This window comes from Vreelandella lionensis (assembly GCF_044543515.1).
Classification (GTDB): Bacteria; Pseudomonadota; Gammaproteobacteria; order Pseudomonadales; family Halomonadaceae; genus Vreelandella; species Vreelandella lionensis.
In genome coordinates this window covers 71688-98396 of the sequence record NZ_JBITWC010000016.1, presented here as the reverse complement: position 1 = coordinate 98396, position 26709 = coordinate 71688, and the positions used below count along the sequence as shown (strand labels likewise).

25 protein-coding genes are annotated in these 26709 nt (G+C 58.1%); 7 read left to right on the top strand and 18 right to left on the bottom strand.

What is annotated here, in order from left to right:
- Positions 1-134 precede the first annotated feature (134 nt).
- Positions 135-275, bottom strand: a complete 141-nt coding sequence (locus ACIGG6_RS11545; RefSeq protein WP_162835828.1) for a hypothetical protein — start codon at positions 273-275, stop codon at positions 135-137.
- A gap of 229 nt (positions 276-504) precedes the next feature.
- Between ACIGG6_RS11545 and ACIGG6_RS11540 the strand changes: the two genes are divergently transcribed.
- Together ACIGG6_RS11540 and ACIGG6_RS11535 are read left to right on the top strand one after the other, a co-directional pair.
- Positions 505-1263 carry a winged helix-turn-helix domain-containing protein gene (locus ACIGG6_RS11540; RefSeq protein ID WP_044630480.1) on the top strand — a complete coding sequence of 253 codons (759 nt, stop codon included), beginning with the start codon at positions 505-507 and terminating at the stop codon, positions 1261-1263.
- Positions 1264-1280: 17 nt separating this feature from the next.
- Positions 1281-2903 carry an ATP-binding protein gene (locus ACIGG6_RS11535; protein WP_399844558.1) on the top strand — a complete coding sequence of 541 codons (1623 nt, stop codon included), beginning with the start codon at positions 1281-1283 and terminating at the stop codon, positions 2901-2903.
- Here ACIGG6_RS11535 and ACIGG6_RS11530 read toward each other — a convergent pair.
- On the bottom strand, positions 2866-3804 hold the full coding sequence (locus tag ACIGG6_RS11530) for a LysR family transcriptional regulator (RefSeq protein ID WP_054641532.1): 939 nt from the start codon (positions 3802-3804) through the stop codon (positions 2866-2868). The genes ACIGG6_RS11535 and ACIGG6_RS11530 overlap by 38 nt on opposite strands.
- Before the next feature lie 99 nt (positions 3805-3903).
- Here ACIGG6_RS11530 and metE point away from each other — a divergent pair, with 99 nt between their 5' ends.
- On the top strand, positions 3904-6201 hold the full coding sequence (gene metE, locus ACIGG6_RS11525) for a 5-methyltetrahydropteroyltriglutamate--homocysteine S-methyltransferase (protein WP_399844556.1): 2298 nt from the start codon (positions 3904-3906) through the stop codon (positions 6199-6201).
- A 59-nt stretch (positions 6202-6260) separates the two neighbouring features.
- On the opposite strand, the gene ppk1 is transcribed toward metE, so the two are convergent.
- Both ppk1 and hemB read right to left on the bottom strand, forming a co-directional pair.
- Positions 6261-8462, bottom strand: coding sequence for a polyphosphate kinase 1 (gene ppk1 / locus ACIGG6_RS11520; protein WP_074211509.1), 2202 nt, complete (start codon positions 8460-8462; stop codon positions 6261-6263).
- Positions 8463-8586: 124 nt separating this feature from the next.
- The gene (gene hemB, locus ACIGG6_RS11515) at positions 8587-9594 is read right to left on the bottom strand and encodes a porphobilinogen synthase (RefSeq protein ID WP_399844562.1); all 1008 of its coding nucleotides are present in this window, start codon (positions 9592-9594) and stop codon (positions 8587-8589) included.
- A 160-nt stretch (positions 9595-9754) separates the two neighbouring features.
- Here hemB and elbB point away from each other — a divergent pair, with 160 nt between their 5' ends.
- The gene (gene elbB, locus ACIGG6_RS11510) at positions 9755-10414 is read left to right on the top strand and encodes an isoprenoid biosynthesis glyoxalase ElbB (RefSeq protein WP_399844554.1); all 660 of its coding nucleotides are present in this window, start codon (positions 9755-9757) and stop codon (positions 10412-10414) included.
- A gap of 78 nt (positions 10415-10492) precedes the next feature.
- Here the strand turns inward: elbB and tatC are convergent, their stop codons facing one another.
- From tatC to ACIGG6_RS11445, 13 genes are all read right to left on the bottom strand, one after another.
- A complete protein-coding gene (gene tatC, locus ACIGG6_RS11505; RefSeq protein ID WP_399844553.1) occupies positions 10493-11275 on the bottom strand; it encodes a twin-arginine translocase subunit TatC in 783 nt (260 codons plus the stop codon).
- Positions 11272-11691, bottom strand: coding sequence for a Sec-independent protein translocase protein TatB (tatB, locus tag ACIGG6_RS11500; RefSeq protein ID WP_235253442.1), 420 nt, complete (start codon positions 11689-11691; stop codon positions 11272-11274). The genes tatC and tatB overlap by 4 nt, the downstream gene beginning before the upstream one ends.
- 3 nt (positions 11692-11694) lie before the next feature.
- Positions 11695-11967 carry a Sec-independent protein translocase subunit TatA gene (tatA, locus tag ACIGG6_RS11495; protein WP_044630489.1) on the bottom strand — a complete coding sequence of 91 codons (273 nt, stop codon included), beginning with the start codon at positions 11965-11967 and terminating at the stop codon, positions 11695-11697.
- Positions 11968-11997: 30 nt separating this feature from the next.
- On the bottom strand, positions 11998-12345 hold the full coding sequence (locus ACIGG6_RS11490; RefSeq protein ID WP_253502043.1) for a phosphoribosyl-ATP diphosphatase: 348 nt from the start codon (positions 12343-12345) through the stop codon (positions 11998-12000).
- A 52-nt stretch (positions 12346-12397) separates the two neighbouring features.
- A complete protein-coding gene (gene ubiB, locus ACIGG6_RS11485) occupies positions 12398-14020 on the bottom strand; it encodes a ubiquinone biosynthesis regulatory protein kinase UbiB (protein WP_399844551.1) in 1623 nt (540 codons plus the stop codon).
- Entirely contained in the window at positions 14017-14679 is a 663-nt protein-coding gene (locus ACIGG6_RS11480; RefSeq protein ID WP_253502037.1) for a ubiquinone biosynthesis accessory factor UbiJ, read from the bottom strand. Before ACIGG6_RS11480 ends, ubiB begins: the two co-directional genes overlap by 4 nt.
- A gap of 43 nt (positions 14680-14722) precedes the next feature.
- The gene (ubiE, locus tag ACIGG6_RS11475) at positions 14723-15478 is read right to left on the bottom strand and encodes a bifunctional demethylmenaquinone methyltransferase/2-methoxy-6-polyprenyl-1,4-benzoquinol methylase UbiE (protein ID WP_399844549.1); all 756 of its coding nucleotides are present in this window, start codon (positions 15476-15478) and stop codon (positions 14723-14725) included.
- Positions 15479-15599: 121 nt separating this feature from the next.
- Entirely contained in the window at positions 15600-15983 is a 384-nt protein-coding gene (locus ACIGG6_RS11470) for a gamma-butyrobetaine hydroxylase-like domain-containing protein (protein ID WP_253502031.1), read from the bottom strand.
- An 87-nt stretch (positions 15984-16070) separates the two neighbouring features.
- Positions 16071-17393 carry an ATP-dependent protease ATPase subunit HslU gene (gene hslU, locus ACIGG6_RS11465; protein ID WP_188638974.1) on the bottom strand — a complete coding sequence of 441 codons (1323 nt, stop codon included), beginning with the start codon at positions 17391-17393 and terminating at the stop codon, positions 16071-16073.
- 10 nt (positions 17394-17403) lie between these two features.
- Positions 17404-17937, bottom strand: coding sequence for an ATP-dependent protease subunit HslV (gene hslV, locus ACIGG6_RS11460; RefSeq protein WP_044630495.1), 534 nt, complete (start codon positions 17935-17937; stop codon positions 17404-17406).
- Between the two features lie 168 nt (positions 17938-18105).
- Positions 18106-18876: an SPOR domain-containing protein gene (locus ACIGG6_RS11455; RefSeq protein WP_399844546.1), complete on the bottom strand. Its 771-nt coding sequence runs from the start codon at positions 18874-18876 to the stop codon at positions 18106-18108.
- Positions 18877-18879: 3 nt separating this feature from the next.
- Positions 18880-20565, bottom strand: coding sequence for an arginine--tRNA ligase (gene argS, locus ACIGG6_RS11450; protein WP_399844544.1), 1686 nt, complete (start codon positions 20563-20565; stop codon positions 18880-18882).
- Between the two features lie 144 nt (positions 20566-20709).
- Positions 20710-23091, bottom strand: coding sequence for a primosomal protein N' (locus tag ACIGG6_RS11445; RefSeq protein WP_399844543.1), 2382 nt, complete (start codon positions 23089-23091; stop codon positions 20710-20712).
- Positions 23092-23110: 19 nt separating this feature from the next.
- Between ACIGG6_RS11445 and rpmE the strand changes: the two genes are divergently transcribed.
- Together rpmE and ACIGG6_RS11435 are read left to right on the top strand one after the other, a co-directional pair.
- Entirely contained in the window at positions 23111-23326 is a 216-nt protein-coding gene (rpmE, locus tag ACIGG6_RS11440) for a 50S ribosomal protein L31 (protein WP_044630499.1), read from the top strand.
- A gap of 491 nt (positions 23327-23817) precedes the next feature.
- On the top strand, positions 23818-25089 hold the full coding sequence (locus ACIGG6_RS11435; protein WP_399844541.1) for a malic enzyme-like NAD(P)-binding protein: 1272 nt from the start codon (positions 23818-23820) through the stop codon (positions 25087-25089).
- Positions 25090-25316: 227 nt separating this feature from the next.
- Here ACIGG6_RS11435 and ACIGG6_RS11430 read toward each other — a convergent pair whose 3' ends face one another.
- Positions 25317-26138: an acyl-CoA thioesterase gene (locus tag ACIGG6_RS11430; protein ID WP_399844539.1), complete on the bottom strand. Its 822-nt coding sequence runs from the start codon at positions 26136-26138 to the stop codon at positions 25317-25319.
- 111 nt (positions 26139-26249) lie between these two features.
- On the opposite strand from ACIGG6_RS11430, the gene tadA reads away from it, so the two are divergent.
- On the top strand, positions 26250-26702 hold the full coding sequence (gene tadA / locus ACIGG6_RS11425) for a tRNA adenosine(34) deaminase TadA (RefSeq protein WP_399844560.1): 453 nt from the start codon (positions 26250-26252) through the stop codon (positions 26700-26702).
- Positions 26703-26709 lie beyond the last annotated feature (7 nt).

Below are 26709 nucleotides of genomic sequence, written 5' to 3'. Positions count from 1 at the left end.
GACTAAAATGCATAAAAATCCGGTATCAGAGAATCACTGATACCGGAATATCGCATTGTCAGCTCATTGGTGAAACTCTTAACTGACTGGCATTAGGCCGCGACAGGCCTGCCTTTTTCTTTATCTGCGCATCGTTAATCGAGCGAATCGTTGCTTTCGCTGGGCGGCGCTTTATAGTGCCCGGGAATTTTTAACTTCTCTCCGTTGGGCAGGTCGCGCACTTGCGTTGGTACATAGACACGCTTAATGACACTTTTGGCTTTGCCATCTCCCATGGCGATCTCCTCCTGTCAGATTGTCGACAGTTCGCCACCTCACATTAGCGCTTGGTGGTGGAAGAATCAAGTTGCTCAAGACGCCCTCTAACTAGGATGCATACGCAACGTTAATCAAGGGGCAGGCGTTTGCAAGGTTTTAAGGTATCCTGGAAGCTATCCACAACCTGCTTTTGCACAGGGTGAGCGGGTGATAATACAAACTGCCTAAGCGGAGTGAAGAAAAAGGATGGTAGATCATTTGGAACAGCAATTTCAAGCACTTGGGGCGCAGGAATCGGTAACTCCCGACTACCCTGACCAGGATCATGTGCTGATTATTGAAGATGATCAGCGCTTGGCCGAGCTCACCCGCGATTATCTGGAAGCAAACGGCTTTCAAGTGACGCTAGAAGCGGATGGTGCCAAAGGCGTAGATCGTATTTTAACGCTGCAGCCGGACCTGGTGATTTTGGATCTGATGCTACCCGGTGAAGATGGTTTGGCCATTTGCCGCCGCGTGCGGCCCAACTTTGCTGGCCCCATCATGATGCTGACTGCCCGCACCGATGACCTTGATCAAGTGCTCGGGCTAGAAATGGGCGCGGATGACTATGTGCCCAAACCGGTGCAGCCCCGCGTGCTGCTAGCCCGTATGCGTGCGCTTCTGCGTCGCGCGGATGCGCCAGCCCCCGATGGTGAAATGCGCCTTAAGTTTGAGAACCTGGAGATTGATAACGCCACGCGGGAAGCCTGGCTCTCCGGTGAGCGTATCGACCTGACCAGCGCAGAATTCGACCTGCTGTGGCTGCTAGCGCGTAATGCTGGCCGTGTGCTGACCCGCGAAGAGATTTTCAGCGACTTGCGAGGCATTAAATACGACGGCCAAGACCGCTCTATTGATGTGCGCGTATCGCGTATTCGCCCAAAAATTGGCGACGACCCTAACCAGCCGCACCGTATTAAAACCGTGCGCAGTAAAGGCTATCTGTTTGTTAAAGACAGTTAAACAAGAGAGGTCGCCTAATGCGGCGAGTGCTTAGCCACGGCTCGTTTTTACGCTTCTACCTACTGCTGGGCCTAGCGCTGTGCGTGGTGTTTTTTATTGCGCTAGGGGGGCGTTCTTTTATAGAGCAGGTGCGCCGGGAAGATTATCGCGAACAGCTCGCCGCGCTGCCTATGTCATTAATGACACAGCAGCTTGCCAGCGTGCCCATAGATGAGCGTGAAACGCTGTTAGGCGATTTTTCCGAGCAGCTAGGCATGCAGCTGGTGCTGCGCGACATGAACGACGCCCAGTTAGGCTATTTCGAGCGGTCGCGAATTGAGCGGGGCACGGTGTTAGTGGCAGAAGAGCCTTGGCAACTGCGCCAGCGGTTGCCCACGGCTAACACCAGCGGAGAGCTATGGATGCTGGAAGCCACGTTTGACGCTTGGAGCGAGCGCCAGTGGCAGGGCAGCATGGTGTTGTTGGGTGAGTGGCTGGCCGACATGCCAGAGGAAGAGCGGCTGGCGGCGCTGGCCGAGTTACGCCCCGGCAGTTGGCCGTTGAGCCTGCTCAACGCACTTCCCGACGACTTGACCACCGAACAGCAGTTTCAGCTAACGCTCGGGGGTGTGATAACCCGGCTAGTGACAGACAAGCTATCGATTACGCTACTTTATCAATTGCCTAATGCCTCGGGAGAGGCCGACCAGTGGCTTCAGGCAGGGCCGATCTCCCGCGGTGATACGCTGCCGCTCAATCTACATTTACCGCTGTTAGTGGCACTAATGGCGGTGTTAAGCCTGATTATTTATCTGATTATGCGCAGCATCGAGTCCCGTATGGCGCGGCTTGAGCTAGCGGCAACCCGCATTGCCAGCGGCCGGCTGGAAACTCGCGTTAAAGTTGAAAGCGGCGACTTCCTTGGGCGCTTGGGGATGGCTTTTAACGGTATGGCGAACCAAGTGCAAAGCCTACTGCGTGGGCAACAGGAGATGATTCGTGCTGTCTCCCATGAGCTGCGCACCCCGGTGGCCCGTATTCGCTTTGCGGTGCAAATGGTCGAGGACATGACCGATCAACCCGCCATTCAGCGTCAGCTTCAGGGTATTGATGCAGATATTGCTGAACTGGACGAGTTAGTAGATGAAATTCTGACTTATGCGCGCTTAGGCGGGGAAACGGTTAATGGCGCAGAGTTAGAAATGGCATTGGTGGAGTGCCGATCTATGGCGGAGCGGGTGATTGATACGCTAGCACCGCTGCACAGCGGGCAGACCTTAACCCTGGTGCCGGGGCCTGACATTGAGCTGTTGGCAGAGCCGCGCTACCTGCAGCGGGCACTACAAAACCTAGTGGGCAATGCTTGCCGCTACGGCAAATCTCAAGTGGTGATTCGCCTGTGGGATGAGCCGCGCCTAGTGCGTATTGATGTAGAAGATGACGGCCCGGGCATTCCCTTCGATGCCCGAGCCGATATCTTTAAACCCTTTGCGCGCCTGGACGATAGCCGCGCCCGCAGTTCTGGTGGCTACGGCCTTGGCCTCTCGATTGTGCAAAAAATTATGGCAGGCCACGGTGGTAGTGTCACCGTGGACAGCAGCCCTGCGCTGGGCGGCGCACGCTTTACGCTGCTGATTCCTCGTCGCGATTCGCCGGTTTAATCCCTGATAGCACCGCAAAGGAGGTCTCCTTGGCGGTGCGCAAAAAGTCTTGCATCCACGGCGCTTCCGCCGACTCCTCACGAATAGCGGCGTAGAGCGTGCTCCAGATGCCGTGCTCGCCTAGCTTCACCGCGCTGACGTAGTCGCGCTCTAAATACTCCGTGAGCGCCCAGTTGGGCAGCGCACACACGCCGCGGCCACTGGCCACCAGCTGCATCATCATAATCGTCAGCTCTGCGGTGCGAATCTCTTTAGGGCGCACGTTGGCTGGGGCCAAAAATTGGGTGAAGACATCCAGGCGCGACTGCTCCACTGGGTAGGTGATCAGTGTCTCCTCGGCCAGCGCGCTAGGCTCAATATAGGGTTGGCCCGCAAAGCTGTGTTGCCGGGCAACCGCTAGCAGCCCCTCATAGCGAAACAGCGGCACATAGTGAACACCATCCAAGGGTTGTGGGTCGGCGGTGATCACCAAGTCCAACTGCTCGCGGGCAAGCGCAGGCAGCGGGTCGAAGTGGTGCCCACTGGGAATATCGATCTCCACTTCCGGCCAGTGGTCGCGGAAGTAATCCACCGTGGGCATGAGCCACTGAAAACAGCTATGGCACTCGATGGCCATGTGTAGCCGCCCCTGCTCGGTGCCCGCTAATCGGGCCAGGTCCCGCTCAGCTTTGCGGACCTCCGGCAGAATCTCATCAGCCAGCGCCAACAGCCGCAGCCCTGCCCGGGTAAACTCTACCGGCCGTGTTTTACGCACAAACAGCGCGCTATCCACGCGACTTTCTAGATCTTTCAATTGGTGCGAAAGGGCCGACTGCGTTAAGTGCACTCGCTCGGCGGCTTCTACCAGCGAGCCAGTTTCGCGCAGGGCCAGCAGGGTGCGCAGATGGCGTAATTCAATCATTGTGAGTATTTTTCATGTTTTGTATTAAAATCTTTAGTTTGATTCACTTTGGTGCGGCGCTCAAACTGTGTGAAATCATTCACGTTGGAAGGATTCATCATGACAGTTTCTCATATTCTCGGCTATCCCCGCATCGGCGCACAGCGCGAGCTGAAAAAAGTCACGGAAGCTTACTGGAAGGGCGACGTTAGCCGTGACGAACTGGAAGCCGCAGGCCAAGCGCTGCGTCTTACCCACTGGCAAACTCAGCAAGCCGCGGGGCTGGACATGGTCAGCGTGGGTGATTTCGCATTTTATGACCAAGTGCTGAACGTTTCTGTGATGCTGGGGGCGGTACCTGACCGCTTTCACGCCCAAGACGAGGTCAGCGCAGGCCGCGTCGACCTGGATACCGCCTTTCGTATGGCCCGTGGCCGCGCGCCGAGCGGTACCCCGGCGGCGGCCTGCGAGATGACTAAATATTTCGATACCAACTACCACTACCTAGTGCCGGAGCTTCATCAAGGGCAGACGTTTACCTTAGCCTCCACGCGGCTATTTGACGAGGTAGACGAAGCCCTGCAGGCGGGCTTTACGCCTAAAGTAACGCTGACCGGGCCGCTGACATGGCTATGGCTAGGCAAAACCAAGGGCAGTGAGTTTGACCGTCTTGAGCTTCTTGATAGCGTACTGGATGTTTACAGCGAGACGCTTTCCCGCCTAGCGACTCAGGGTATTGAGTGGGTGCAGCTAGACGAGCCTGCGCTGGTACAGGATTTACCGCTGGCTTGGCAGCAGGCCTACGAGCGCGCTTACCATCGCCTGCAGTCGGCCCCGCTGAAGCTGCTGGTGGCCACTTACTTCGGCGCGCTGGGCGATAATCTTTCGCTCACCACGCGGCTACCGGTAGAGGGCCTGCATATTGATGCCGTGCGTGCTCCTGAGCAGGTGGAGAGCGTGATTGACCGGTTAAGCCCGCATCAGGTGCTCTCGGTAGGTTTAGTGGATGGTCGGAATATCTGGCGGGCCGATTTGGCAGCACTGCGTGAGCGCCTGCTGCCGCTGAAAGTGCGGTTGGGCCAGCGGCTGTGGCTCGCGCCTAGCTGCTCGCTGCTTCACGTGCCGGTCGACCTGCGTCAAGAGACCGAGCTAGACGCTGAGCTGGTGAACTGGCTGGCGTTTGCTCGTCAGAAGCTGGATGAAGTGGTCACGCTGGCGCGACTGATTGATAACCGTGCTACGCCGGAAGATGAGCAGCGCCTGAGCGAGGCAACCCGCGCCTTGGATGCGCGCCGGGAGTCGACGCGTATTCACCAGCCCGCGGTGAGCGAGCGGCTAGCCGCTATCACGTCTCAGGATAGCCAGCGTCAATCGCCCTATGCACAGCGTACGCAAGCCCAGCGTCGACTGCTTGCGCTGCCGCTTTTCCCGACGACGACGATTGGGTCGTTCCCGCAGACGGATGCCATTCGCTCTGCACGCCGGGCATTTAAAGCCGGTGAACTAAGCCAAGCGGACTATGAAGCGCGGATGCGCGAAGAGATTGCTTACGCCGTGGAGCGTCAGGAAGCGCTGGGCTTAGACGTGCCGGTGCACGGCGAAGCCGAACGTAACGATATGGTGGAGTACTTTGGTGAGCAGCTCGACGGTTTTGCGTTTACCCGCTTTGGCTGGGTGCAGAGCTACGGCTCCCGCTGTGTGAAGCCGCCTATTATCTTTGGTGACGTGACACGCCCTGCTCCGATGACCGTACGCTGGAGCGAGTATGCCCAGACGCTAACGCAAAAGCCGATGAAAGGCATGTTGACCGGGCCGGTGACGATTCTGCAGTGGTCGTTTGTGCGTGATGACCAGCCCCGCGCCACTACCTGCCGTCAGATCGCCTTGGCACTGCGCGACGAAGTGTGTGACCTGGAAAAAGCTGGCATTCATGTGATTCAAATTGACGAGCCAGCGCTGCGTGAAGGACTTCCGCTGCGCCAAAGCGAGTGGCAAGCGTACTTGGACTGGGCTGTTGAGAGCTTCCAACTGAGTGCCGCAGGCGTGGCCGACAGCACTCAGATTCATACCCATATGTGCTATTCGGAGTTCAATGACATTATTGGTGCCATTGCAGCGCTGGATGCCGATGTGATCACCATCGAGACGTCGCGCTCAGATATGCAGCTGCTGGATGCGTTTCAGGACTTTGCCTACCCCAATGAAATTGGGCCGGGCGTCTACGATATCCACACGCCAAATATTCCCGAGGTGGAGTGGATGGTGGCACTGATGGAGAAAGCGCTGGAGAAAATCCCGGCCGAACGTCTATGGGTCAACCCGGACTGCGGATTGAAAACCCGTGGATGGGCCGAGGTAGAGCCTGCCCTGGCCAATATGGTGGAGGCCGCTGAGCAGCTGCGTCAGCGCTACGCTTAAGCCAAGTGGGTTGCTCGGCTGCTATTTACCCCGCTGCTAAGTGCAGCGGGGTTTTTGCATTAGCTCTTAGAGGCGTAGGCGTACAGCAGGGTTTCCTGAGCGCTGATCGCGTCGCCGCTGCCGGGGTCCTGTAGCTGGTAGCTGCCGTCGCTCTGTAACAGCCAACTTTGGCAGTTATCTACGAGGTAGGTTTCCAGGTCTTTGCGAACGCGGGTGGCGAGTTTCTTATCCAGCAGCGGGAAGCAGGTCTCTACCCTGTGGAACATATTGCGCGACATGAAATCCGCGCTGGAGCACCAGATTTCTGGCTTGCCGTCGTTATGGAAGTGGAACACCCGGGTGTGCTCGAGGAAGCGGCCAATGATCGAGCGTACGCGAATGTTGTCGGATACGCCGGGGATGCCCGGCTTCAGGCAGCACATGCCGCGAATGATCAGATCGCACTCCACGCCCGCTTGAGAGGCGCGATATAGCGCTTTGATCAACTTGGGTTCGGTCAGCGAGTTGCACTTGATGATGATATGGCCGCGTTTCCCTTTACGTGCCACCTGGGCTTCCCGATCAATCATCTCGACTAAGCGCTCGTGCAGCGTAAAAGGCGCATGCAGCAGCGTATCAATCTTGCGTGCCCTGCCCATGCCCGAGAGCTGCTGAAAGACTTTATGCACGTCGGCACAAAGCGCCTCGTTGGCGGTAAGCAGGCTGTAGTCGGTATAGAGCTTGGCGGTTTTTGAGTGGTAGTTGCCGGTGCCCAGGTGCGCATAGTGGCGCAGCTCACCTTTTTCACGGCGCACGATGTGCAGCATCTTGGCGTGGGTCTTGTACGCCATAATGCCGTAAATCACGATAGCCCCTGCCTCCTGCAAGCGCGAGGCCAGTTGCAGGTTATCCGCCTCGTCAAAGCGTGCCCGCAGCTCAATCACCACCGTCACCTCTTTACCCTGACTAGCAGCGTCGACCAGCGCGCTGACGATGGGGGAGTCTGAGCCGGTGCGGTAAAGCGTTTGCTTGATGGCCAGCACATCCGGGTCCCGGGCGGCTTCCCGCAGCAAATCCTCAATGGGAGAGAAAGACTGGAAGGGGTGGTGCAGCAATATATCGCTTTTGGCGATGGCGCTAAATAAGCTGCCGCCTTTCAGCGCTTTGGGCACGCTGGGGGCAAACGGGCGGTAGAGCAGCTCGGGACGGTCCACATCGCCCAGCACTGCCATCATGCGGGTCAGGTTTACGGGCCCCTGAACGCGATAAAGATCACCGCTCTCCAAGTCAAACTGGCGCAGTAGGAAGTTGGTCAAATCGTCCGGGCAGTTGTCGGCGACTTCCAAACGCACGCCGCTGCCGTAGCGCCGGGCCAGCAGCTCCCCACGCAGGGCCGAGGCAAGATCGGATACCTCTTCAGGATCAACGGTCATGTCCGCGTTGCGGGTCAGGCGGAACTGGTAGCAGCCCCGCACGCGCATGCCAGGAAAGAGCTCTTCGGCATGGGCGTGAATCATTGACGATAAGAATACGTACTCAGAGAAGCCATCGGCGCAAAGCTCCTTGGGCAGCGCCATTAGGCGCGGCAGCGAGCGTGGGGCGGGCAGAATCGCCATGCCGCCCGCTCGGCCAAAGGCATCTTTGCCTTCAAGTTCGACAATAAAGTTGAGGCTCTTATTCACCAGCCGTGGGAACGGGTGTGATGGGTCCAGGCCAATGGGGCTAATCACCGGCATGATTTCGTTATCGAAAAAGTCCCGCACCCAAGCTTTTTGAGCGTCGGTCCACTGGTCGCGGCGGCGGAAACGCAGCCCCTGGGCTTCTAGTGCAGGCAGTAGCGTGTCGTTGAGGATCTCGTACTGACGGGCAATCTGTTGGTGAGCAATCTCGGAAATCTCAGCCAGCACGGCTTTGGGCAGGCGGCCATCAGCAGCGGTGGTGTCATCGCCCAAGGCCATTTGATGTTTTAATCCCGCCACACGAATCTCGAAAAACTCATCCATGTTGGAGGAGAAAATCAGCAGGAACATTAGCCGGTTGAGCAGTGGGTGCGCATCGTCTAACGCCTGCTCTAACACACGAATATTAAACTGTAGGTGAGAAAGCTCGCGGTTAAAGTAGAGCTGCGGATCGTCAAGGTCAGCTTCAGTATGTGACTCTTTTGCTTGAACCCCGGTGGGTGTGCGGTTAATACGCAGCGGTGCAATATCGGCTTCGCCGCTCATTTGCTCATTGGGCGGTACTGGTAATGCTGGCGTGGAATCTATAGCGTTGTCGTCCATGGTTGCCCCCCGCGGTAGTGGTTCGTACTCATCATAGCGTTTTAACGTTTATTAGGGTGAGTATGCAGGGGGAAGATGACAAATAGGTGTCACCGATTTGTCATCTTAATGGCATAAATGACGGTTAACGCTGCAGCAGGCGAGCGGCCTCTAGGGCAAAGTAGGTCAAGATGCCGTCGGCCCCAGCGCGCTTAAAGCACATCAGCGACTCCAGAATCACTGGCTCCGCTTCTAGCCAGCCGTTATCGAACGCTGCACGGTGCATGGCGTACTCACCGCTGACCTGGTAGGCAAAGGTAGGCACTTGGAGCTCGCTTTTCACTCGGCGTACCACGTCCAGGTAGGGCATGCCCGGTTTGACCATGACCATGTCGGCACCTTCGGCAATGTCCATGGCCACTTCGTGCAGCGCTTCATCGCTGTTGGCGGGGTCCATCTGATAGGTACGCTTGTCCGCTTTGCCCAGATTGGCGGCTGAGCCGACCGCATCGCGGAAGGGGCCGTAATAGTGGGAAGCATACTTGGCGCTGTAGGCCATAATGCGCACGTTATGCAGATGCTCCTGCTCCAGCACTTGGCGAATGGCACCAATGCGGCCATCCATCATATCGGAAGGGGCCACTACATCGGCGCCTGCTTCCGCGTGGGAGAGCGCTTGTTTGAGTAACGTGTCGACGGTGCGGTCGTTTTGAACGTAGCCGTGCTCATCCAGAATACCGTCCTGGCCGTGACTGGTGTAAGGGTCCAGCGCCACATCGGTAATGATTCCCAGCTCCGGCAGTGCTTCTTTGAGTGCACGAACGGTGCGCTGCACTAGTCCGCTGGCGTTATAGGCCTCTTCGGCCAGTTCGCTTTTCTGCTCAGGGCCAATCACCGGGAACAGGGCCAGTGCGGGAATACCCAGCGCATAGGCTTCGCGGGCCTGCTCAATCAGCAGATCAATCGAGAGGCGCTCGACGCCGGGCATGGAGGCCACCGCTTCACGCTGATTTTCACCTTCCAGAACAAATACCGGCAGGATAAGGTCGTTGGGCGTTAGCGTCGACTCTTGCATCAAGCGGCGCGAGAAGTCATCCCGACGCATACGGCGCATTCGGGTAGCGGGGAAGTGGCGTGGGCTTGAGGTATTCAACGGCTCTCTCCAGGCAATCGCATCGTGGGCGCCCCGTGTATCAGGGCTTGGTGTGAGTATATCAGGCATGCCATACAGCGAAAGCCGCCTTGTGGCGGCAATAGAGACTGACTAAAGTGAGCCATTCAGCCACAGAGATGGCTTGGACAAGGAGATAGGTATGACGAAGCAGGTAGCAATCGTATTGGCGGGTTGTGGCGTGTTTGATGGCTCAGAAATCTACGAGACCACGCTGACGCTGTTGCGCCTTGATCAATTGGGGATCGGTTATCGCTGCTTTGCCCCGGACGTGGCGCAGCACCATGTGATTAATCACCTAGACCAAACGCCGGTAGAGGGCGAAACCCGTAATGTGCTGCAGGAGTCTGCCCGTTTGGCCCGTGGTGATATTAGCCCGATTACCGAACTCGATTCTGATGAGTTCGATGCAGTGATCGTGCCGGGTGGCTTTGGCGTGGCCAAAAATCTCTCTGATTTTGCCATGCAGAGTGACAGCATGCAGGTATTGGAGAGCGTCAAAGAGGCGTTAGCCGGGTTTAAAGAGGATGCCAAGCCCATCGGTTTAATGTGCATTGCTCCGGTGATGGTACCCCGCCTGTTGGGCGATGGCATTGCGGTCACCATTGGGCATGATCCGGGCGTCGCCGGGGCCATTAGCGCGATGGGTGGCCTGCATCGCAGCTGTGGCGTAGAAGAGATTGTGGTGGATCATGAGCATCGTGTAGTGACAACGCCAGCATATATGCTCGCTACGCGTATCAGTGAAGCCGCTACCGGTATTTTTAAGCTGGTAGACCGCATCGATGAAATGATGGGCTAAGTGTCAGCGCTTAGTAGGGGAAAAGCCTCTGTCATTCTGGGATGACAGAGGCTTTTTAGTACCGGGCACGCAGAGAGTTTACGACTCCTGATCTTCGGCGTCTGCCGCTGCACGGCGCTTGCGTACCAAGCGGCCAAATAGCAAACCAATCTCATATAAAAGATACATGGGGATTGCCAGCAGGCTTTGGGAGATAACATCCGGGGGAGTCAACAGCATACCCACCACAAAGCAGCCTAGGATGATATAGGGCCGCTTTTGGGAGAGGCTTTCGACTGTCGTGGCACCAGATAAAATCAGCAGGAAGGTGGCAATGGGAATCTCAAAGGCCACCCCAAACGCAAAGAACAGCTTCAGTACAAAGTTGAGGTACTGGTTGATGTCGGTCATTACCGCAACGTTTTCCGGGCCGGTTTGGGTGAAAAACTCAAACAGCAGCGGAAACACCACGTAGTAAGCAAAGGCCGCACCGCCATAAAACAACGCCACGCTGGATACCAAAATCGGTATGGCCAACATTTTTTCGTTGTCGTAAAGCCCCGGTGCGACAAAGGCCCAGGCCTGATGCAGCACGAACGGAATGGCAATGAAAACTGCCACCACCAGGGTGAGCTTGAACGGCGCTAAGAAGGGAGAAGCCACCTCGGTGGCAATCATCTGTGAGCCTTCTGGGAGCAGCGCCATCAGCGGCTCTGCCACAAAGCTGTAGATGTCGTTAGCAAACGCGTAAAGCCCCAGAAAAACCACCAATATCACTACAATCGCCTTCATCAAGCGCGAACGCAGTTCGATGAGATGCTCAATGAGAGGCGCTTGGCTTTGGTCGTTATGCGGCTCCGGGGAATCGCCAGACATACTCATTGGTGGTTGCTATCCTTTTGATGATCGGCCTTGTCAGTGGGGGCTGGGGTATCTTCACGCACCGTTTGCAGCGCGTCGTCTAGCCGGGCACTGGCGCTTGCTACTCGCTGCTCGGTCGCTTGCTGATTGGCGGTCGCGTTGCTGCTGGGCGAGGGAGACTCGGCAATGCTCTCCACGTCCTGCTTGGCTTTCTTCAAGCTATCGTCGAGCTTCTTCTGCTGCTCGTTCAGCTTTTGCCGCAGCTCTTCCGCTTCCAGTTGGGCGCTGATCTCACGCTGCATGCCGGATACCGTACGCTTGATCTTGCCGATCCATAACCCTGTCGTGCGAGCTGCTTTGGGCAGCCGCTCAGGGCCGAGCACCAGTAGCGCCACGATACCAATGAGCATGAGTTCAAGAAAGCCGATATCCAGCATGGCTTATTTGCGCTCTTCGTTGCGGTCAGCGGCAGCGCGTTTTTCCTCGGCTTGCACGTCGTAGGTGTTGCCCGCTTCTTCGTGGCTCACTTTCGCTTGAGGCTGGTCGGCGTCTTTCTTATCGCCCTCTTTTTCCTCTTCGTGCATGGCTTTCTTAAAGCCCTTCACTGCACCGCCAAGGTCGGTGCCCACGTTACGCAGTTTTTTAGTGCCGAAAATCAGGATGATAATGCCCAGAACAATCAGCAACTGCCAAATACTGATACCACCTAACATATGCATTTCCTCATTGGAGCAGGGTTAACGTTATGATCGGGACGCTTTTTCGTCGTGACCAGAAATACCGAACCGCCGGGCGAGTTCATCAAGTACTCGCTGATGGTCAAGATCCAGATGCGACAGCATGACAAGGCTATGAAACCACAGGTCGGCCGTTTCGGCGATCAACGCTTCACGGTCCTGTTCGCTGCCGTGCTCGGCGTCTTTGGCTGCCAGCAGCGTTTCGGTGGCTTCTTCGCCGACTTTTTCGAGTATCTTGTTCAAACCCTTATGATGCAAGGAGGCAACATAAGAATCTTCTGGATTAGCGTGGCGGCGCTGCTTTAAAACCTCAGCAAGGGCGTCAAGCACAGGAACATGGTTAGCGTCGGTCATGGTGTTCTCTTTATCAATCGGCGGCGTCGTTTCGTCAAGTGATTGCATCGTATCAGTGCCAGATCAGCAGTATTAAGCCGGCACCCGCAGCCGCGAGTATCGGCCAATCCTGAGTGGCAGCCCAACTACTGAGTGGCTGCCAAGCCAGCGCAATAGCGACTAGGGCCAAGCCAATGCGCAGCCGATGCTGGCGCTTACCTTGCTGACTCATTTGGCGGCGCATCTGGCTGATCGCCGTCACTTGCTGATGGCGCTGACGGTGCTCATGCTCCATGCGGCTAAGCGCCTGATGAGCAAGCACCGGTAGTTCGGGCAGTTGATGAGAAAGCTCCGGCGCTTGGCGCTTGAGGGACTCCCACAACCCGCCAATGCCTGCCCGCTCTTTCATCCACTTTTCTAGGTAGGGCTTGGCGGTGCTCCATAAATCCAGCTCTGGATAGAGCTGGCGGCCCAGGCCTTCAATATTGAGCAGCGTCTTTTGCAGCAGCACCAGTTGGGGCTGCACTTCCATATTAAAACGCCGGGCGGTCTGGAAAAGCCCGAGCAGCACCTGCCCAAAAGAGATGTCCTTGAGCGGCTTCTCTAAAATGGGCTCGCAAACTGTGCGGATAGCGGCGGCAAATTCGTTGGCGCGAGTGTTTTCACCTACCCACCCCGACTCGATGTGCAGTGCGGCGACCTCGTAGTAATCCTGATGGAAAAATGCCAGCAGGTTACGGGCAAGGTAGTCCTGATCTTCCCGGGTGAGGCTGCCGACGATGCCGCAGTCGATCGCAATATATTGCGGGTCTTCCGGGTCATCGCAGTTCACAAAGATGTTGCCGGGGTGCATATCCGCATGGAAGAAGTTATCGCGGAACACCTGGGTGAAGAAAATTTCCACCCCGCGCTCGGCGAGCTTCTTCAGATTTGTTCCCCGTGCGATCAGGGTGTCCAGATCGGCGACCGGCACGCCGCGAATGCGCTCCTGCACCATGACGTGGCGTCGAGTGTAGGGCCAGTAAATAGTCGGCACAAACAGCAGCGGTGAGTCTTTGAAATTACGCTTGAGCTGCGAGGTATTAGCGGCCTCCTTGTAGAGGTCCAACTCGTCGAACAGTGTCGCCTCGTAATCGCGGATTACTTCGACAGGGCGTAAGCGCCTAGCTTCCGGCACTTTGGAAAGCAGTTTGGCGACCTGATACATCAAGCCCATGTCTTGACGCATGATGCGGTCAATGCCGGGGCGGATGATCTTGACCACCACGTCTTCGCCGCTGTGAAGTGTAGCGGCGTGGACTTGGGCAATCGATGCCGATGCCAATGGCACGCGATCAAAGGCGGCAAAGGCTTCTGCCAGTGTCATCTCTAGCTCGCTCTCCACCCGCGCCGCAGCCAGCTCACCAGGGAAGGGCGGCACCTGATCTTGCAGGCGCTTCAGCTCATCGGCGATATCTTCGGGCAGCAGGTCGCGGCGGGTAGAGAGCATTTGACCAAATTTAATAAAAATCGGCCCCAGCGCCTCTAGCGCCAAACGCAAACGCTCGCCACGGCTACGCTGGCCCACGGGCACTAGCTGCAGCGGCGACAGCTTCAGCAGCAAGCGCATCCATAGCGGTAGGCGTTCAGCGGGGATCAAAGTGTCTAAACGGTGCCGCGTGACGACCCAGACAATTTTAAACAGCCGCAGGCTCATCCGCGCTGCTCCTTAGGCGTTGATGGTTCCGCTGGCTGCGTGAGTCGCTTATGGAGACGGTTAAGTCGCGCTTCCAGGCGGTCGGTGGCGATCTCAAGCTCAGTCAGGTGGTCGCGGAGCACGTCGCGCTGTTGGCGGCCGGGCAGCAGGCGCGCTTCCTCAAACACGTACTCCGATACGTCCTGCAGCAGCTCGTCCTTGGCACGCAGCCCCCAGCGGGCCGCACGTCGAATACCTTCCGCCAGCGAGTGAGCAGGCATGTCGCCTAGCCAGCGCGCCAGTTCGCTCTCCCAGTCAATATCTAGATCGAACAGCAGATCGCGGGTCGCTTCCAATAGATGGATGCGCCCGCGGACGGCCAGTTTGCCGTCGAACATCAACCGCTCGATGGAAGCGCCGCTCAGCCATTCGGAGAGCGTTTCAGGCGTCAGTTCCACCACGGCATCGACGTCGGTCTCTTCCACCTCATCGCCATGTTGCAGATCAACGCCTGTCGCGTGGTAGCACAGAAGAAGCGCTAAATGAGGTTTCTCAAGCCGAACCAACAGTCGACTGCCCGCTAGCGCTGCCAGCCGCGTAGGTGCGGCTGGGTCGCGGGCAAGTAGAGCATTTAACGTGCGTTCACATCCGGCCAGCAGCAGGGTCGGGGTGACTAGCATGCTGACCTCTGGTGCCAGAGGATGATCGCTTGATGCTGCTGTGTCATAACTTGATGCCGCGGTGGAGGGCGACAATACCGCCGGTCAGGTTGGTGTACTCGACCCGTTCAAGCCCGGCTGCTTCCATCATGGCTTTCAGAGTGTCTTGATCCGGATGCATGCGAATCGATTCGGCCAAGTAGCGATAGCTTTCGCCGTCACCCGCCACCAGCTCGCCCATTTTGGGCAGTAGGCGGAAAGAGTACTCATCGTAGGCCTTGGAGAGTAGCGGGTTGTTGGGCTTGGAGAACTCCAGCACCAATAGGCGGCCGCCTGGCTTGAGTACCCGTGCCATAGAACGCAGCGCGGCATCCTTATCGGTGACGTTACGCAGGCCAAAGGCAATGGTAATACAGTCGAAGCTGTTATCCGGGAAGGGCAGGCACTCGGCGTTGGCCTGCACGTACTCCACGTTGCCGCCCACGCCGTTATCCATCAGCTTGTCGCGGCCAACGCGTAACATGGAGGCATTGATATCGGCCAAAACGACTTTGCCACGCGGGCCAACCAAGCGGGAGAACTTTAGGGTGAGATCGCCCGTGCCGCCAGCGATGTCAAGCACATGGTGCCCTGGGCGAACGCCTGCACGCTCAATGGTGAGTCGTTTCCAGACCCGGTGAATGCCCATGGACATCAGGTCGTTCATCACGTCATAGCGGGCGGCCACTGAGTGGAATACATCGGCCACGCGAGAGGCTTTCTCGTCGACCGGTACTTCTTGGTAGCCGAAATGGGTAGTGCGCTTTTCGGTGGGGCTCATGGGGCTTTAGCTCCCGAGTTCGAGGCGGTAGTTGTCGACCGTTAGGTCATCGCAATAAGTAGTTGGCAACATTGTAGCCTTCCCGACCCCGGCTTGTCTGCGCTTCACCTGGGGCACCGCGTCACAGCTGCTTGAATTGAATGCCCGCAGGCTCGCGGGAGGCCCCTGCCTCTTCCAAGCGTTTGAGATAATTCTGCCAATAGGCATCTTGATGTGTGGCAAGGTCAAACAGGTAGTTCCAACTGAACAAGCCGCTGTCGTGACCGTCATCAAAGTGCAGTTTGAGCGCGTAGTTACCGGCCTGGGTAATATTTTGCAGGCCGACTTCCTTTTTACCGACTTGCAGAACGGCCGTGTCGCCGCCGTGGCCGCGCACTTCGGCAGAAGGGGAGTAAACCCTCAGAAATTCAACGGGCAGCCGATAGGTGTCACCGCTGGCATAGCCAAGCTCCAGTTCGCGAGCCTGCTTATGGTAGTGAACCCGTGTGGGTGTCGGGGCGTTCATGAATACGGGAACCTCGTGACGATAAGTAGCAAAAGCAGCCTGCCCGCAAAGCGGACAAGCTGCCGGTGGCTATACCGATAGTAGCGCTTACAGAATATAGCGCGACAGGTCTTCGTCGACCGCCAGTTCGCCTAGCTGAGCGTTGACGTAGTCAGCGTCGATGACCAAGGGGCTATCCATATCACCACCCTTGAACGATGCCTCTTCCAATAGGCGCTCTAGCACAGTGTGCAGGCGGCGAGCACCGATATTCTCGGTGCCTTCGTTCACTTGCCAGGAGATTTCGGCAATGCGCTCAATACCGTCCGGGGTGAACTCAAGGTCCAGCCCTTCAGTTGCCAGCAGCGCTTGGTACTGCTTGGTCAGTGAGGCAGAAGGCTCGGTGAGAATCCGCTTGAAGTCGCCCGGCGTTAGCGCATCCAGCTCAACGCGAATCGGCAGACGGCCCTGCAGTTCCGGAATCAGGTCAGAAGGCCGCGACAGATGGAAAGCACCGGAGGCGATAAACAGAATGTGGTCGGTTTTGACCATGCCGTACTTGGTCGACACCGTCGAGCCTTCGATTAGCGGCAGCAAGTCGCGCTGCACGCCTTCCCGAGACACTTCGCCACCGCTGGACTGGCCGCTGCCTTTGGCGACTTTGTCGATCTCGTCCAGGAACACGATGCCATGCTGCTCGACGGCTTCCACGGCGCGGGCTTTGATCTCTTCTTCGTTGACCAGTTTGCCGGCCTCTTCATCACGTAGCAGCACCAGCGCTTCTTTCACGGTCACGCGGCGCTGCTCACGCTTCTGCTGGCCCATGTTGGAGAACAGGCTCTGCAGTTGGCTGGTCATCTCTTCCATGCCTGGCGGGGTCATGATGTCGATGCCTTGGCCGTGAGAGGAGATCTCAATATCGATCTCTTTATCGTCCAACTGGCCTTCACGCAGCTTTTTGCGGAAGGTCTGACGGGTGCCGCTATCTTCGCGGGGCTTATCTTCCTGGCCTCGGGGCGGCGGCAGCAGGGCGTCGAGTACACGGTCTTCAGCGGCGTCTTCGGCGCGGTGGCCAACTTCTTCTTTGGCGTGCTCGCGGACCATTTTAATCGCCGCTTCCATTAGGTCGCGGATAATCGACTCGACGTCGCGACCCACGTAGCCCACTTCGGTGAACTTGGTGGCTTCTACCTTGATAAACGGCGCACGGGCCAGCTTCGCCAACCGGCGGGCAATTTCGGTTTTACCCACGCCGGTGGGGCCAATCATCAGAATGTTTTTCGGCGTAACTTCCGGGCGCAGCTCGTCGTCGAGCTGCATACGACGCCAGCGGTTACGCAGGGCAATAGCCACGGCGCGCTTGGCATCTTGCTGGCCGATAATGTACTGATCCAGCGCATGGACGATTTCGCGGGGTGTCATCTGGGTCATTAAAGTGGCCTCAACGTTCGTTGATGTTCAGCTCTTCGAGCGTCACGTGGTGATTGGTGAATACGCAGATGTCACCAGCGATGGCGAGGGATTTTTCGGTAATCTCGCGAGCGGACAGCTCAGTATTTTCGAGCAGCGCGCGGGCGCTGGCCTGGGCAAAATTGCCGCCTGAGCCAATCGCAATAATGCCGCGCTCCGGCTCAACCACATCGCCGTTACCGGTAATAATCAGCGAGGCGCTGTGGTCGGCCACGGCCAACAAGGCTTCTAAACGGCGCAGCGCGCGGTCGGTGCGCCAATCTTTGGCCAGCTCAACCGCTGCCTTGGTCAAATGGCCCTGATACTTTTCAAGCTGCGCTTCAAAACGCTCAAATAGGGTAAACGCATCGGCGGTGCCACCGGCGAAACCGGCCAACACTTTGCCACGGTAAAGGCGGCGTACTTTGCTGGCATTGCCTTTCATCACGGTGTTGCCAAGCGAGACTTGGCCGTCGCCTGCGAGGGCTACTTGGTTACCGCGGCGAACGGAAACAATTGTGGTCATGGAGATAACTCCTTGGGGGAGACGCGCTCCCGATGACTGATCGGCCACCCTAGGCGGCCGTAAAAAAAGCGATTCCCAACAAAATGCGGGCGGCTGATAAAAAATCAACCGCCCGCAAGCGAAAGCCATCAGATAAAGCGTGCCTGGCGCAGCCCAGCACGCTGTTAGTTAGTTCTGTAGCTGTATCAGCAGCGGCTCAATGCCTTGGGTGCTCATTAAGTCCTGAGCGCGGTTGAGCTCGCGGGTGTCGTCGTAAGGGCCGACCTGAACCCGGTGCCAGGTATCGCCGTTGGCCTGCACTTCGCTGATCTGTGCCAGCAGGCTTAGGTTACGCAGACGGCTGCGCAGCTGTTCGGCATCGCCAATCTCACGAAACGAAGCGGCTTGCAGCATATAGCGGCTTGGCGTGCTATTGCTGGCCGCGGGTGCCTGCTGAGCGGCAGCGGCCTGCTCGTTGGGGCGCGTGTTAGCGGCAATTACCTGAGCAATGGGGTCGTCATCAGGCGTGCTGGTGGCGGTTTCTGTGCTATCGGTTGACGTGTCGGTTGCCGTATCGCTTGCGTCTGCATCACTGGCCGCTACGGTCGGGGGCGTGATGGTCGAGGGAATCGCTCCGCCGGGGGCGATGACTTCGGTTTCAGGCAGCAGCGTGTAGAACTCGAACGTAGGCATAGAGAGCTCGGCGGGCGTTTCGGTTTGCCGCGCCGCGCTGCGCTCATCGCTACCCGCGGGTTTTGGCAGTACCGTCGCCTGAGGAGCCTCCTGCTGATCTTGCCAGGGAGCGGTGCCGTGCTGGTGCTGGGCGAGGAAAAAACCAGCGGCCACCCCGACAATCCCCCACAGCCAGCCGGGAATGCGTAACCCGCCCCCAGAGCGGCGGGCGGACTTACGCTGCGACGTGGCTCCACGGCGGGTGGGCTTAGTGCGCGGGCTGGCCATGAACTACATCTCCTCGGGTGCGCTAACACCCATAAGGTCCAGACCATTGCGCAGCACTTGGCGGGTTGCCAGGCCCAGGGCTAGGCGAGTGTTGCGCAGCGTGTCGTCGTCGACCATCACTTTGACCGCGTTATAGCAGGTGTGGAAGTCACCGGCTAAATCCAGCAGGTACTGGGCAACTTGCTGAGGCTCGCGGTTTTTCGCGGCGTGCTCAACCACTTCTGGGTAGCGAGCCAAGCGGTTCAGAACGGCTTTTTCCTGGTCGCTATCCAGTAGCGCTAAATTGGCCATGGCGACGCTATGGTCAAACGGTTGGCCGGCATCTTCGGTTTTGCGCAGCATGCTGCATACCCGCGCATGGGCGTACTGCACGTAATACACCGGGTTGTCGTTTGACTGTGAGCGCGCTAGATCGATATCAAAGGTCAGTTGGGAATCGGCGCGGCGAGCGGCCAGGAAGAAGCGCGTTGCATCGCGGCCTACTTCATCAATCAAATCGCGGATGGTGACGTAGCTGCCTGCGCGTTTGGACAGTTTTACCTCAACGCCTGAGCGGGTCACCATGACCATTTGGTGCAGCACGTAGTCGGGCCAGCCCTGTGGGATACCCACTTCCAGCGCCTGCAGGCCTGCGCGTACGCGCGTGACAGTGGAGTGGTGGTCAGCTCCCTGTTCATTGATCACGGTTTTAAAACCGCGCTGCCATTTGTTCAGGTGGTAGGCAACGTCGGGCAGGAAGTAGGTGTAACCCCCTTCGCGCTTGCGCATCACGCGGTCTTTGTCATCGCCAAAGTCGGTGGTGCGCAGCCACATCGCGCCATCTTCTTCATAGGTGTGGCCGTTGGCGACCAGCTTCTCGACGGTGGCGTCGACATTGCCTTTTTCGTAAAGCGAGGACTCCAGGAAGTAGACGTCAAACTCAACGCCAAAGGCTTTGAGGTCTAAATCCTGCTCGCGGCGCAGCCAGGCAACGGCAAAGGCTTGAATGGCGTCTAAATCATCCGCATCCGCTTTAGCGGTCACTTCACGGTCATCGGCGGTGACCGTTTTGCCCGCCATATAGTCGTTGGCGACATCCACGATGTACTCGCCGCGGTAGCCATCTTCCGGCCAGCTAGCATCGTCGGGGCCGAGGCCTTTGGCACGAGCCTGAACGGAAAGCGCTAGGTTCTTAATCTGAGCACCCGCGTCGTTGTAGTAGAACTCGCGGGTCACGTCGTAGCCGGTGGCTTCCAGCAGGCGGCAAAGGCTGTCGCCAATCGCCGCACCGCGGCCGTGGCCTACGTGGAGCGGGCCGGTAGGGTTGGCGGAGACAAACTCCACCTGCACTTTCTCGCCTTTGCCGATCAGGCTGCGGCCAAAAGCATCGCCGCTATCCAGCACTTGGGCGACGATTTGCGCGGCGGCGTCAGCGGCGGCAAAGAAGTTGATAAACCCAGGGCCCGCAATCTCGGTTTTTTGAATAGCGTCGCTGGCGGGCAGCGCGGCGACGAGGGTGTCGGCCAGCTCGCGGGGCTTCATGCCGGAAGGCTTGGCCAACATCAGTGCGAGGTTGGTGGCGTAGTCACCGTGGGCTTTGTCTTTCGTGGGGTCCACCTTAATGGCGGGTTTTAAATCGTCGGGCAGCACGCCTTGGTGCTTAAGCGCGTCAACCGCGCCTTCGAGCAGAGAAATAATCGTATCTTTCATTTAAATATCCGGATGTCGTCGGTGGCGGCGTGTGCATGCGCTCAGGTAACACAGCGGCAAAGCGGCCATTATCGGCAATTGGCGCGCAGTTTCAAAGCCGTATTCCCTTAGGATAGGACCTGCGTTGGATACAAGCCCTTACGGCTAGGCCAGGGTTTGCGGGTCGATATCAATCGACCAACGCACTTTGCGCGCCTCTCGGTTGGCTTCTAGCCACTGCACCAGCCAGTTAGCGGCGGCGTGTCGGTGGCTACGTTTGTCAGCGGTGATCATGACGTGGATGTGGTAGCGGTTTTGGCGACGCTCCATGGGGGCGGGTACGGGCCCCAGGCAGCGGACTGGCACATTAGCGTTCTTCAGCCACTGGCGCAGCGCCTGAGCGGCGTGCTGAGCCAGCGCAAGCGCCGCCTGCTCCTGTGGGCTTTCTACGCGTAGCAGCGCCATAAAGCAAAACGGCGGCAGCTTGGCGATGCGGCGCTCTTCCAGCAGGTTGCGGGCCAGTGCGCCGTAGCCATGTTCGGCCAACTGGCCTAGGTGTGGGTCATCCGGGTGGAGAGTTTGCACCAGCACGCGGCCAGGGTGAGCGGCGCGGCCTGCGCGCCCCGCCACTTGCTCCAATAGCTGTGCGCTGTGCTCTAGGGCGCGAAAATCCGCCGCGTAGAGGCCGCCATCGGCGTTGACCACCACCACCAAGGTGACATGCGGTAAATGGTGGCCCTTGGCGAGCATTTGAGTGCCCACCAGCAGGCAGGGCTCGCCGCGCTGAATCTCTTTGAGCACCTGCTCGAAGCTCTCTTTTTTGCGCGTGCTGTCGCGGTCAATGCGGTGAACGGTGGTGTCAGGGAACAGCCCTTGTAGCGTCTCCTCGGTGCGCTCCGTGCCGCTACCCAGCGCACGCAAGTCGCCGCTGCCGCAGTCTGGGCAGGCATCCGGCAGGGCGCGGCGGCTGTCGCAGTGGTGGCAGGCCAGCAGCGGTGGCTGCCGGTGCAGCGTCATACGCGCATCGCACTGGCCGCATTCGGCCATCCAGCCGCAGCTATGGCAGGCTAGGCTCGGCGCAAAGCCGCGCCGGTTGATAAAAATTAGCGCCTGCTTGCCCGCCGCGAGCGTGCTCTTAATCGCTTTGATCGCGTTGGGCAGCAGCCCCCCTTGGCGGCGCTGGTGGCGCAGGTCGATTAGCTCTAACTTAGCGGGCGGGTGACGGCTGGGCCGCTGAGTTAGCCGCAGGTGTCGATAAGCGCCCGTAAGCGCCTGCTGCAGGCTTTCAAACGAGGGCGTCGCGCTGCCCAGTAATAGGGGAATGCCGTGGTAGTGCGCCCTGGCAACAGCAAGGTCCCGTGCGTGGTAGCGCAGCCCGTCGTGCTGTTTATAGGAGCCATCGTGCTCTTCGTCAACGATGATTGCGCCGGGGTTCGCCAGCGGGGTGAAAATGGCCGAGCGGGTGCCGATGATCACCAGCGCACGGCCGTTGGCGGCGGCTTCCCATACATCCAAGCGCTCTGGGTCGGTAAGCCCGGAGTGCAGCGCCACCACCGGCACGCGAAAACGGCTTTTGAACCGCGCTAGTGTTTGCGGTGTAAGGCCAATTTCGGGCACGAGCACTAGGGACTGCTTTCCTTTGGCAGCGAGCGCTTCGATGAGCTGTAGGTAAATCTCGGTTTTGCCGCTACCGGTCACGCCTTCCAATAAACAGGGGTGGTAGCCGTCGAGCTTTTCATGCAGCACGGATAGCGCAGTGGCCTGTTCACGGTTGAGCGGCAGCGACGGAGAGGCGAGTAAGCTTCCTCCGGTGGGTTGAGCGGCGGTCAGAGTGATCTCTTGGGGCTGGATAAAGCCCTTCTTTTGCAGCGCTAATAGCTGCTCCCGGGTGAAGCCGTGGGCGCTAACGGCGCGGCCCGGCAGCCCATGGGGGTGCTGGCGCAGCAGAGCGTAAAGCTCCGCCTGTTTAGGCGCGCGTGCCAGCGCTGTTTCATCGTTGGGTAGCGGAAGCCACAGGGTTTGGGTGCGCCCTGCCATAGGGTGGCCCTGGCGTAGCCTGGCGGGCATAGCGTGCTGCATGGTATCGCCCAGGCTGTGCTGGTAGTAACGCGCTGCAAACTGGCACAGCCACTGCCAGTCGCTGGGTAATGGGGCCTCATCCAGCGCTTCACCGATGGCCCGCAGCTGCGAACTCGGTAATTCGCTGCCGGAAGCCAAAGACACCACCACTCCGACGACATCGCGGCGGCCAAACGGTACCCTTACCCGCAGCCCAGGCTGCCAGCCACAGGCGGGAGTCCTCGGTGCGGGTAAGTAGTCAAACAGGCGTCTTAGCGGCGACGGTAACGCGACCTTGAGCACCTGAAAAGCGCCCTTAGGCAGCCCAGGTGACGATGGCTGGGCAGAAACAGAATCGGACAATTGGCCTCCGGCGATTAGTTTGCTAGAATGCGCGGCCGCTCTGAATCTATCGGATGGAGCGGTTAACCGGTTAGCAGTTTTTTCAAACCCGTATGCGGTGCCTGGCAACGGATCAGGTGGCGGCATATAGCTTATGAGGCTCAAGATGAAACAAGGTATCCACCCGAATTACAACACGGTCACCGCCAACTGTTCTTGCGGTGCAAGCTTCCAGGTCGGTTCTACCTCTGGTCAGGACTTCTCTCTGGACGTATGCTCCAACTGCCACCCGTTCTACACCGGTAAGCAGAAGCAAGCGACCACTGGTGGCCGCGTAGAGCGCTTCAACAAGCGTTTCGGCGCTGCTATCAAGCGCGGCTAATCCTAACGGATTAAGCCTATCGCAGGCATGCATTGTGCTCTGTGCAAAAGCCCACGCCACGGCGTGGGCTTTTTGTCCCTAAGGGGCTACCCTTTTTATTAGCGCTCTTTTATTAGCGTTCCTACTGCCTGAATGTGTTGCCACTTGCTTTACGGCACGTTGATTGACGTGTTGCCCTCCGAATGCGGTCCCTTCTCTTCTCCTCTTATTATCTTTTCCACAGGGCGTTTGTGCCAGATGGGTGTGGATAACTGCCTGTTATTTTTGTTGGAATTTATTTCCAAAAATACTGCGCTGCATCAATAAGGAAACCTTTATAGCTGATGGCGTGAAGTATAAGTTGCAGCAAATAACGTGGAAAAGTTCCGAAATGGAAGGGAATGTGGCTAAAACGGTCGTTTCGTAGGTAAGTTTACTACGTGCTTGAGGCGCCTAGGTTTTTTCTATATTCTGATACAACTTTTCTACTTTAGGCTGATGAGACCTTCACTATGACGGATGCAAATAAGCAGGCAGCTTTGGATTATCACGCTAAGCCGATCCCCGGTAAGCTTTCCGTGGAGTTGACCAAGCCCACCGCGACAGCTCGGGATTTGGCGCTAGCGTATAGCCCAGGCGTTGCTGAGCCGGTTCGCGAAATCGCTCGCGAAGCGGAAAATGCGTACCGTTATACCGGCAAAGGTAATCTGGTCGCGGTTATTTCGGACGGCAGTGCGATTCTTGGCCTAGGCAACCTTGGCCCGCTGGCTAGTAAGCCGGTGATGGAAGGTAAAGGTGTGCTGTTCAAGTGCTTTGCGGGCATTAACTCCGTTGATATCGAAGTAGACGCCGAAAGCCCGCAAGCGTTTATCGACACCGTTGCCCGCATTGCCGACACCTGGGGTGGTATTAACCTGGAAGATATCAAAGCGCCTGAGTGCTTTGAGATCGAAAAGGCGTTAGTTGAACGCTGCAACATCCCAGTATTCCACGATGACCAGCACGGCACGGCGATTGTGACCGCTGCGGGCATGCTCAACGCGCTGGATATCGCGGGCAAGCGGATTGAGGACGTGAAAATCGTCTGCATGGGCGCAGGCGCGGCGGCGATTGCCTGCATGCGCCTGCTGATCTCCTGCGGTGCCAAGAAAGAGAACTTGGTCATGCTGGATCGTCGCGGCGTGATTCACACTGACCGTGACGGTATCAACGAGTACAAGGCGGAGTTTGCCCGCGATACCGACATGCGCACGCTGGACGATGCCATCGACGGGGCAGACGTGTTTATCGGCCTTTCTGGCCCGGGCCTGCTCTCTGCGGAGCAGGTGAAGAAAATGGCCGCTGACCCGGTGATTTTCGCCTGCACCAACCCCGACCCGGAAATTCACCCGGACGTAGCCCGCGAAGCGCGCCCGGATGTGATCATGGCCACCGGCCGTTCGGACTTCCCGAACCAGGTGAACAACGTGCTGGGCTTCCCGTTCATCTTCCGCGGTGCGTTGGATGTGCGCGCAACGCGCATTAACGAAGCCATGAAGCTGGCGGCAGTGCATGCACTGAAAGACCTGGCCCGCGAGCCGGTGCCGCAGGAAGTGCTGAACGCCTACGAGCGTACCGAGATGAGCTTCGGGCGTGATTACATCATCCCCACGCCGGTGGATATCCGCCTGCTGGAGCGCGTCTCCTCAGCAGTGGCCCAAGCAGCGGTCGACTCCGGTGTGGCCCGCAAGCCGTACCCGGCTCACTACCCGCTGAAAACCATTAATGACGTGTATGGTGGGTAATTAACAAGGCCACTTAGGTCAGGACAGCCCGTAACGGGGGTCTTTCGCCATGGCCGAAAAATGCTCCCTGCAATTTCGGCATTTCCACCATCCATGGCGGTCAGATGGCGAAAGTAGCGCCCAAGGACGGGTTTACAGCGCCCCCGTCTAGGGTTGTGCTGACCGGTATTTTACAACGCCAGCACACTGCGGGCGTTGCTGTTTTTAGAGGTGTTTAGAGCAGAGGTTCAAGACTGCGGATAGCGCACCAACCCCTCCTGCGCCGTCGAGGCGACTAAACGCCCATCACGGCGATAAATATGGCCCCTCGCCAAGCCCCGTGCGCCGCCTGTCCATGGGGAGTCGATGGCGTAAAGCAGCCACTCATCTAGCCGCGTATCTTCGTGCAGCCAAATCGCATGGTCGAGACTGGCAATGCGCAGTTTCGGGTCGGTGTACTTGATACCATGAGGAATCAGACCGGTGGTCAGCAGGTTGAAATCTGACGCATAAGAGAGCAGATGACGATGCAGCGCCGGGTCGTCCGGCAGCGGCCCACCGGCAAAACGGAACCACAGGCACTGGCCAGCGGGTGACGCGCTGTCCGGATTATCCTTTAAGTGCAAAAACTCGATAGGGTGGCCAGGGAAGCGCGCGTGCTTGGCATCGCCGCTCTCGATGAGTGCTTCCGGTGTGGGCACTTGTGGCATGGCTCGCTGATGATTGATGCTCTCTTCAGCGCTCTGGAAGGAGGCGCTGCAGAAGAAAATCGGTCGCCCTTTCTGAATAGCCGTCACCCGCCGGGTGGTAAAGCTGCCGCCGTCGCGAATGGTATCGACCTGATACACCACCGGGCGGTGCGGGTCGCCTGGGCGCAAAAAATAGCCGTGCTGGGAGTGCGGGCGGCGTTCATCCGGCACCGTGCGCGCCGCTGCGGCCAGTGCCTGGCCCAACACTTGGCCGCCATACAGTTGGGGAAAGCCCAAATCTTGGCTCTGGCCGCGAAATAGCGTCTCTTCAAGGGTTTCAAGCTCTAATAAGCTAACCAGTGTCTTCAGCGCATCGTTCATTCTCTGTATCCTTGGTGCTGTCTGTTTTCCCGCCGATGATTGCAAGTATACCCAGTGCGGCCATCACGCTATTAAAACGATCGTTTTGCTACCTTAGCGGAGTTTGCCTTGATACGCAGCGATGAATTTTACATGCACCGCGCCATGGACCAAGCGCACCTGGCGTTTGCCGCCGGGGAAGTGCCGGTGGGCGCGGTGGTAGTGGATACCCAGGGGGAGATTATTGGTGCTGGCCACAATGCACCGCTGGCAAGCTGCGACCCCAGCGGCCACGCCGAGGTGCGTGCGCTACGCGAGGCGGGGCAGCGGCTGGGCAACTACCGTTTAGAGGGCTGTACGCTGTTCGTTACGCTAGAGCCCTGCATGATGTGCGCAGGCACCATGGTGCATGCGCGCATTGCCCGTTTGGTATACGGCGCGCCCGAGCCACGCACGGGCATGGTGGAGTCAAAGGCCAATCTGCTTGCTCAGCCCTGGTTTAATCATCAGGTAGAGATTACGGGCGGCGTACTAGCAGTACCGGCCAAAAGGCTGCTCAAGCAGTTTTTCGCTGAAAAACGTTAGCGCGCGA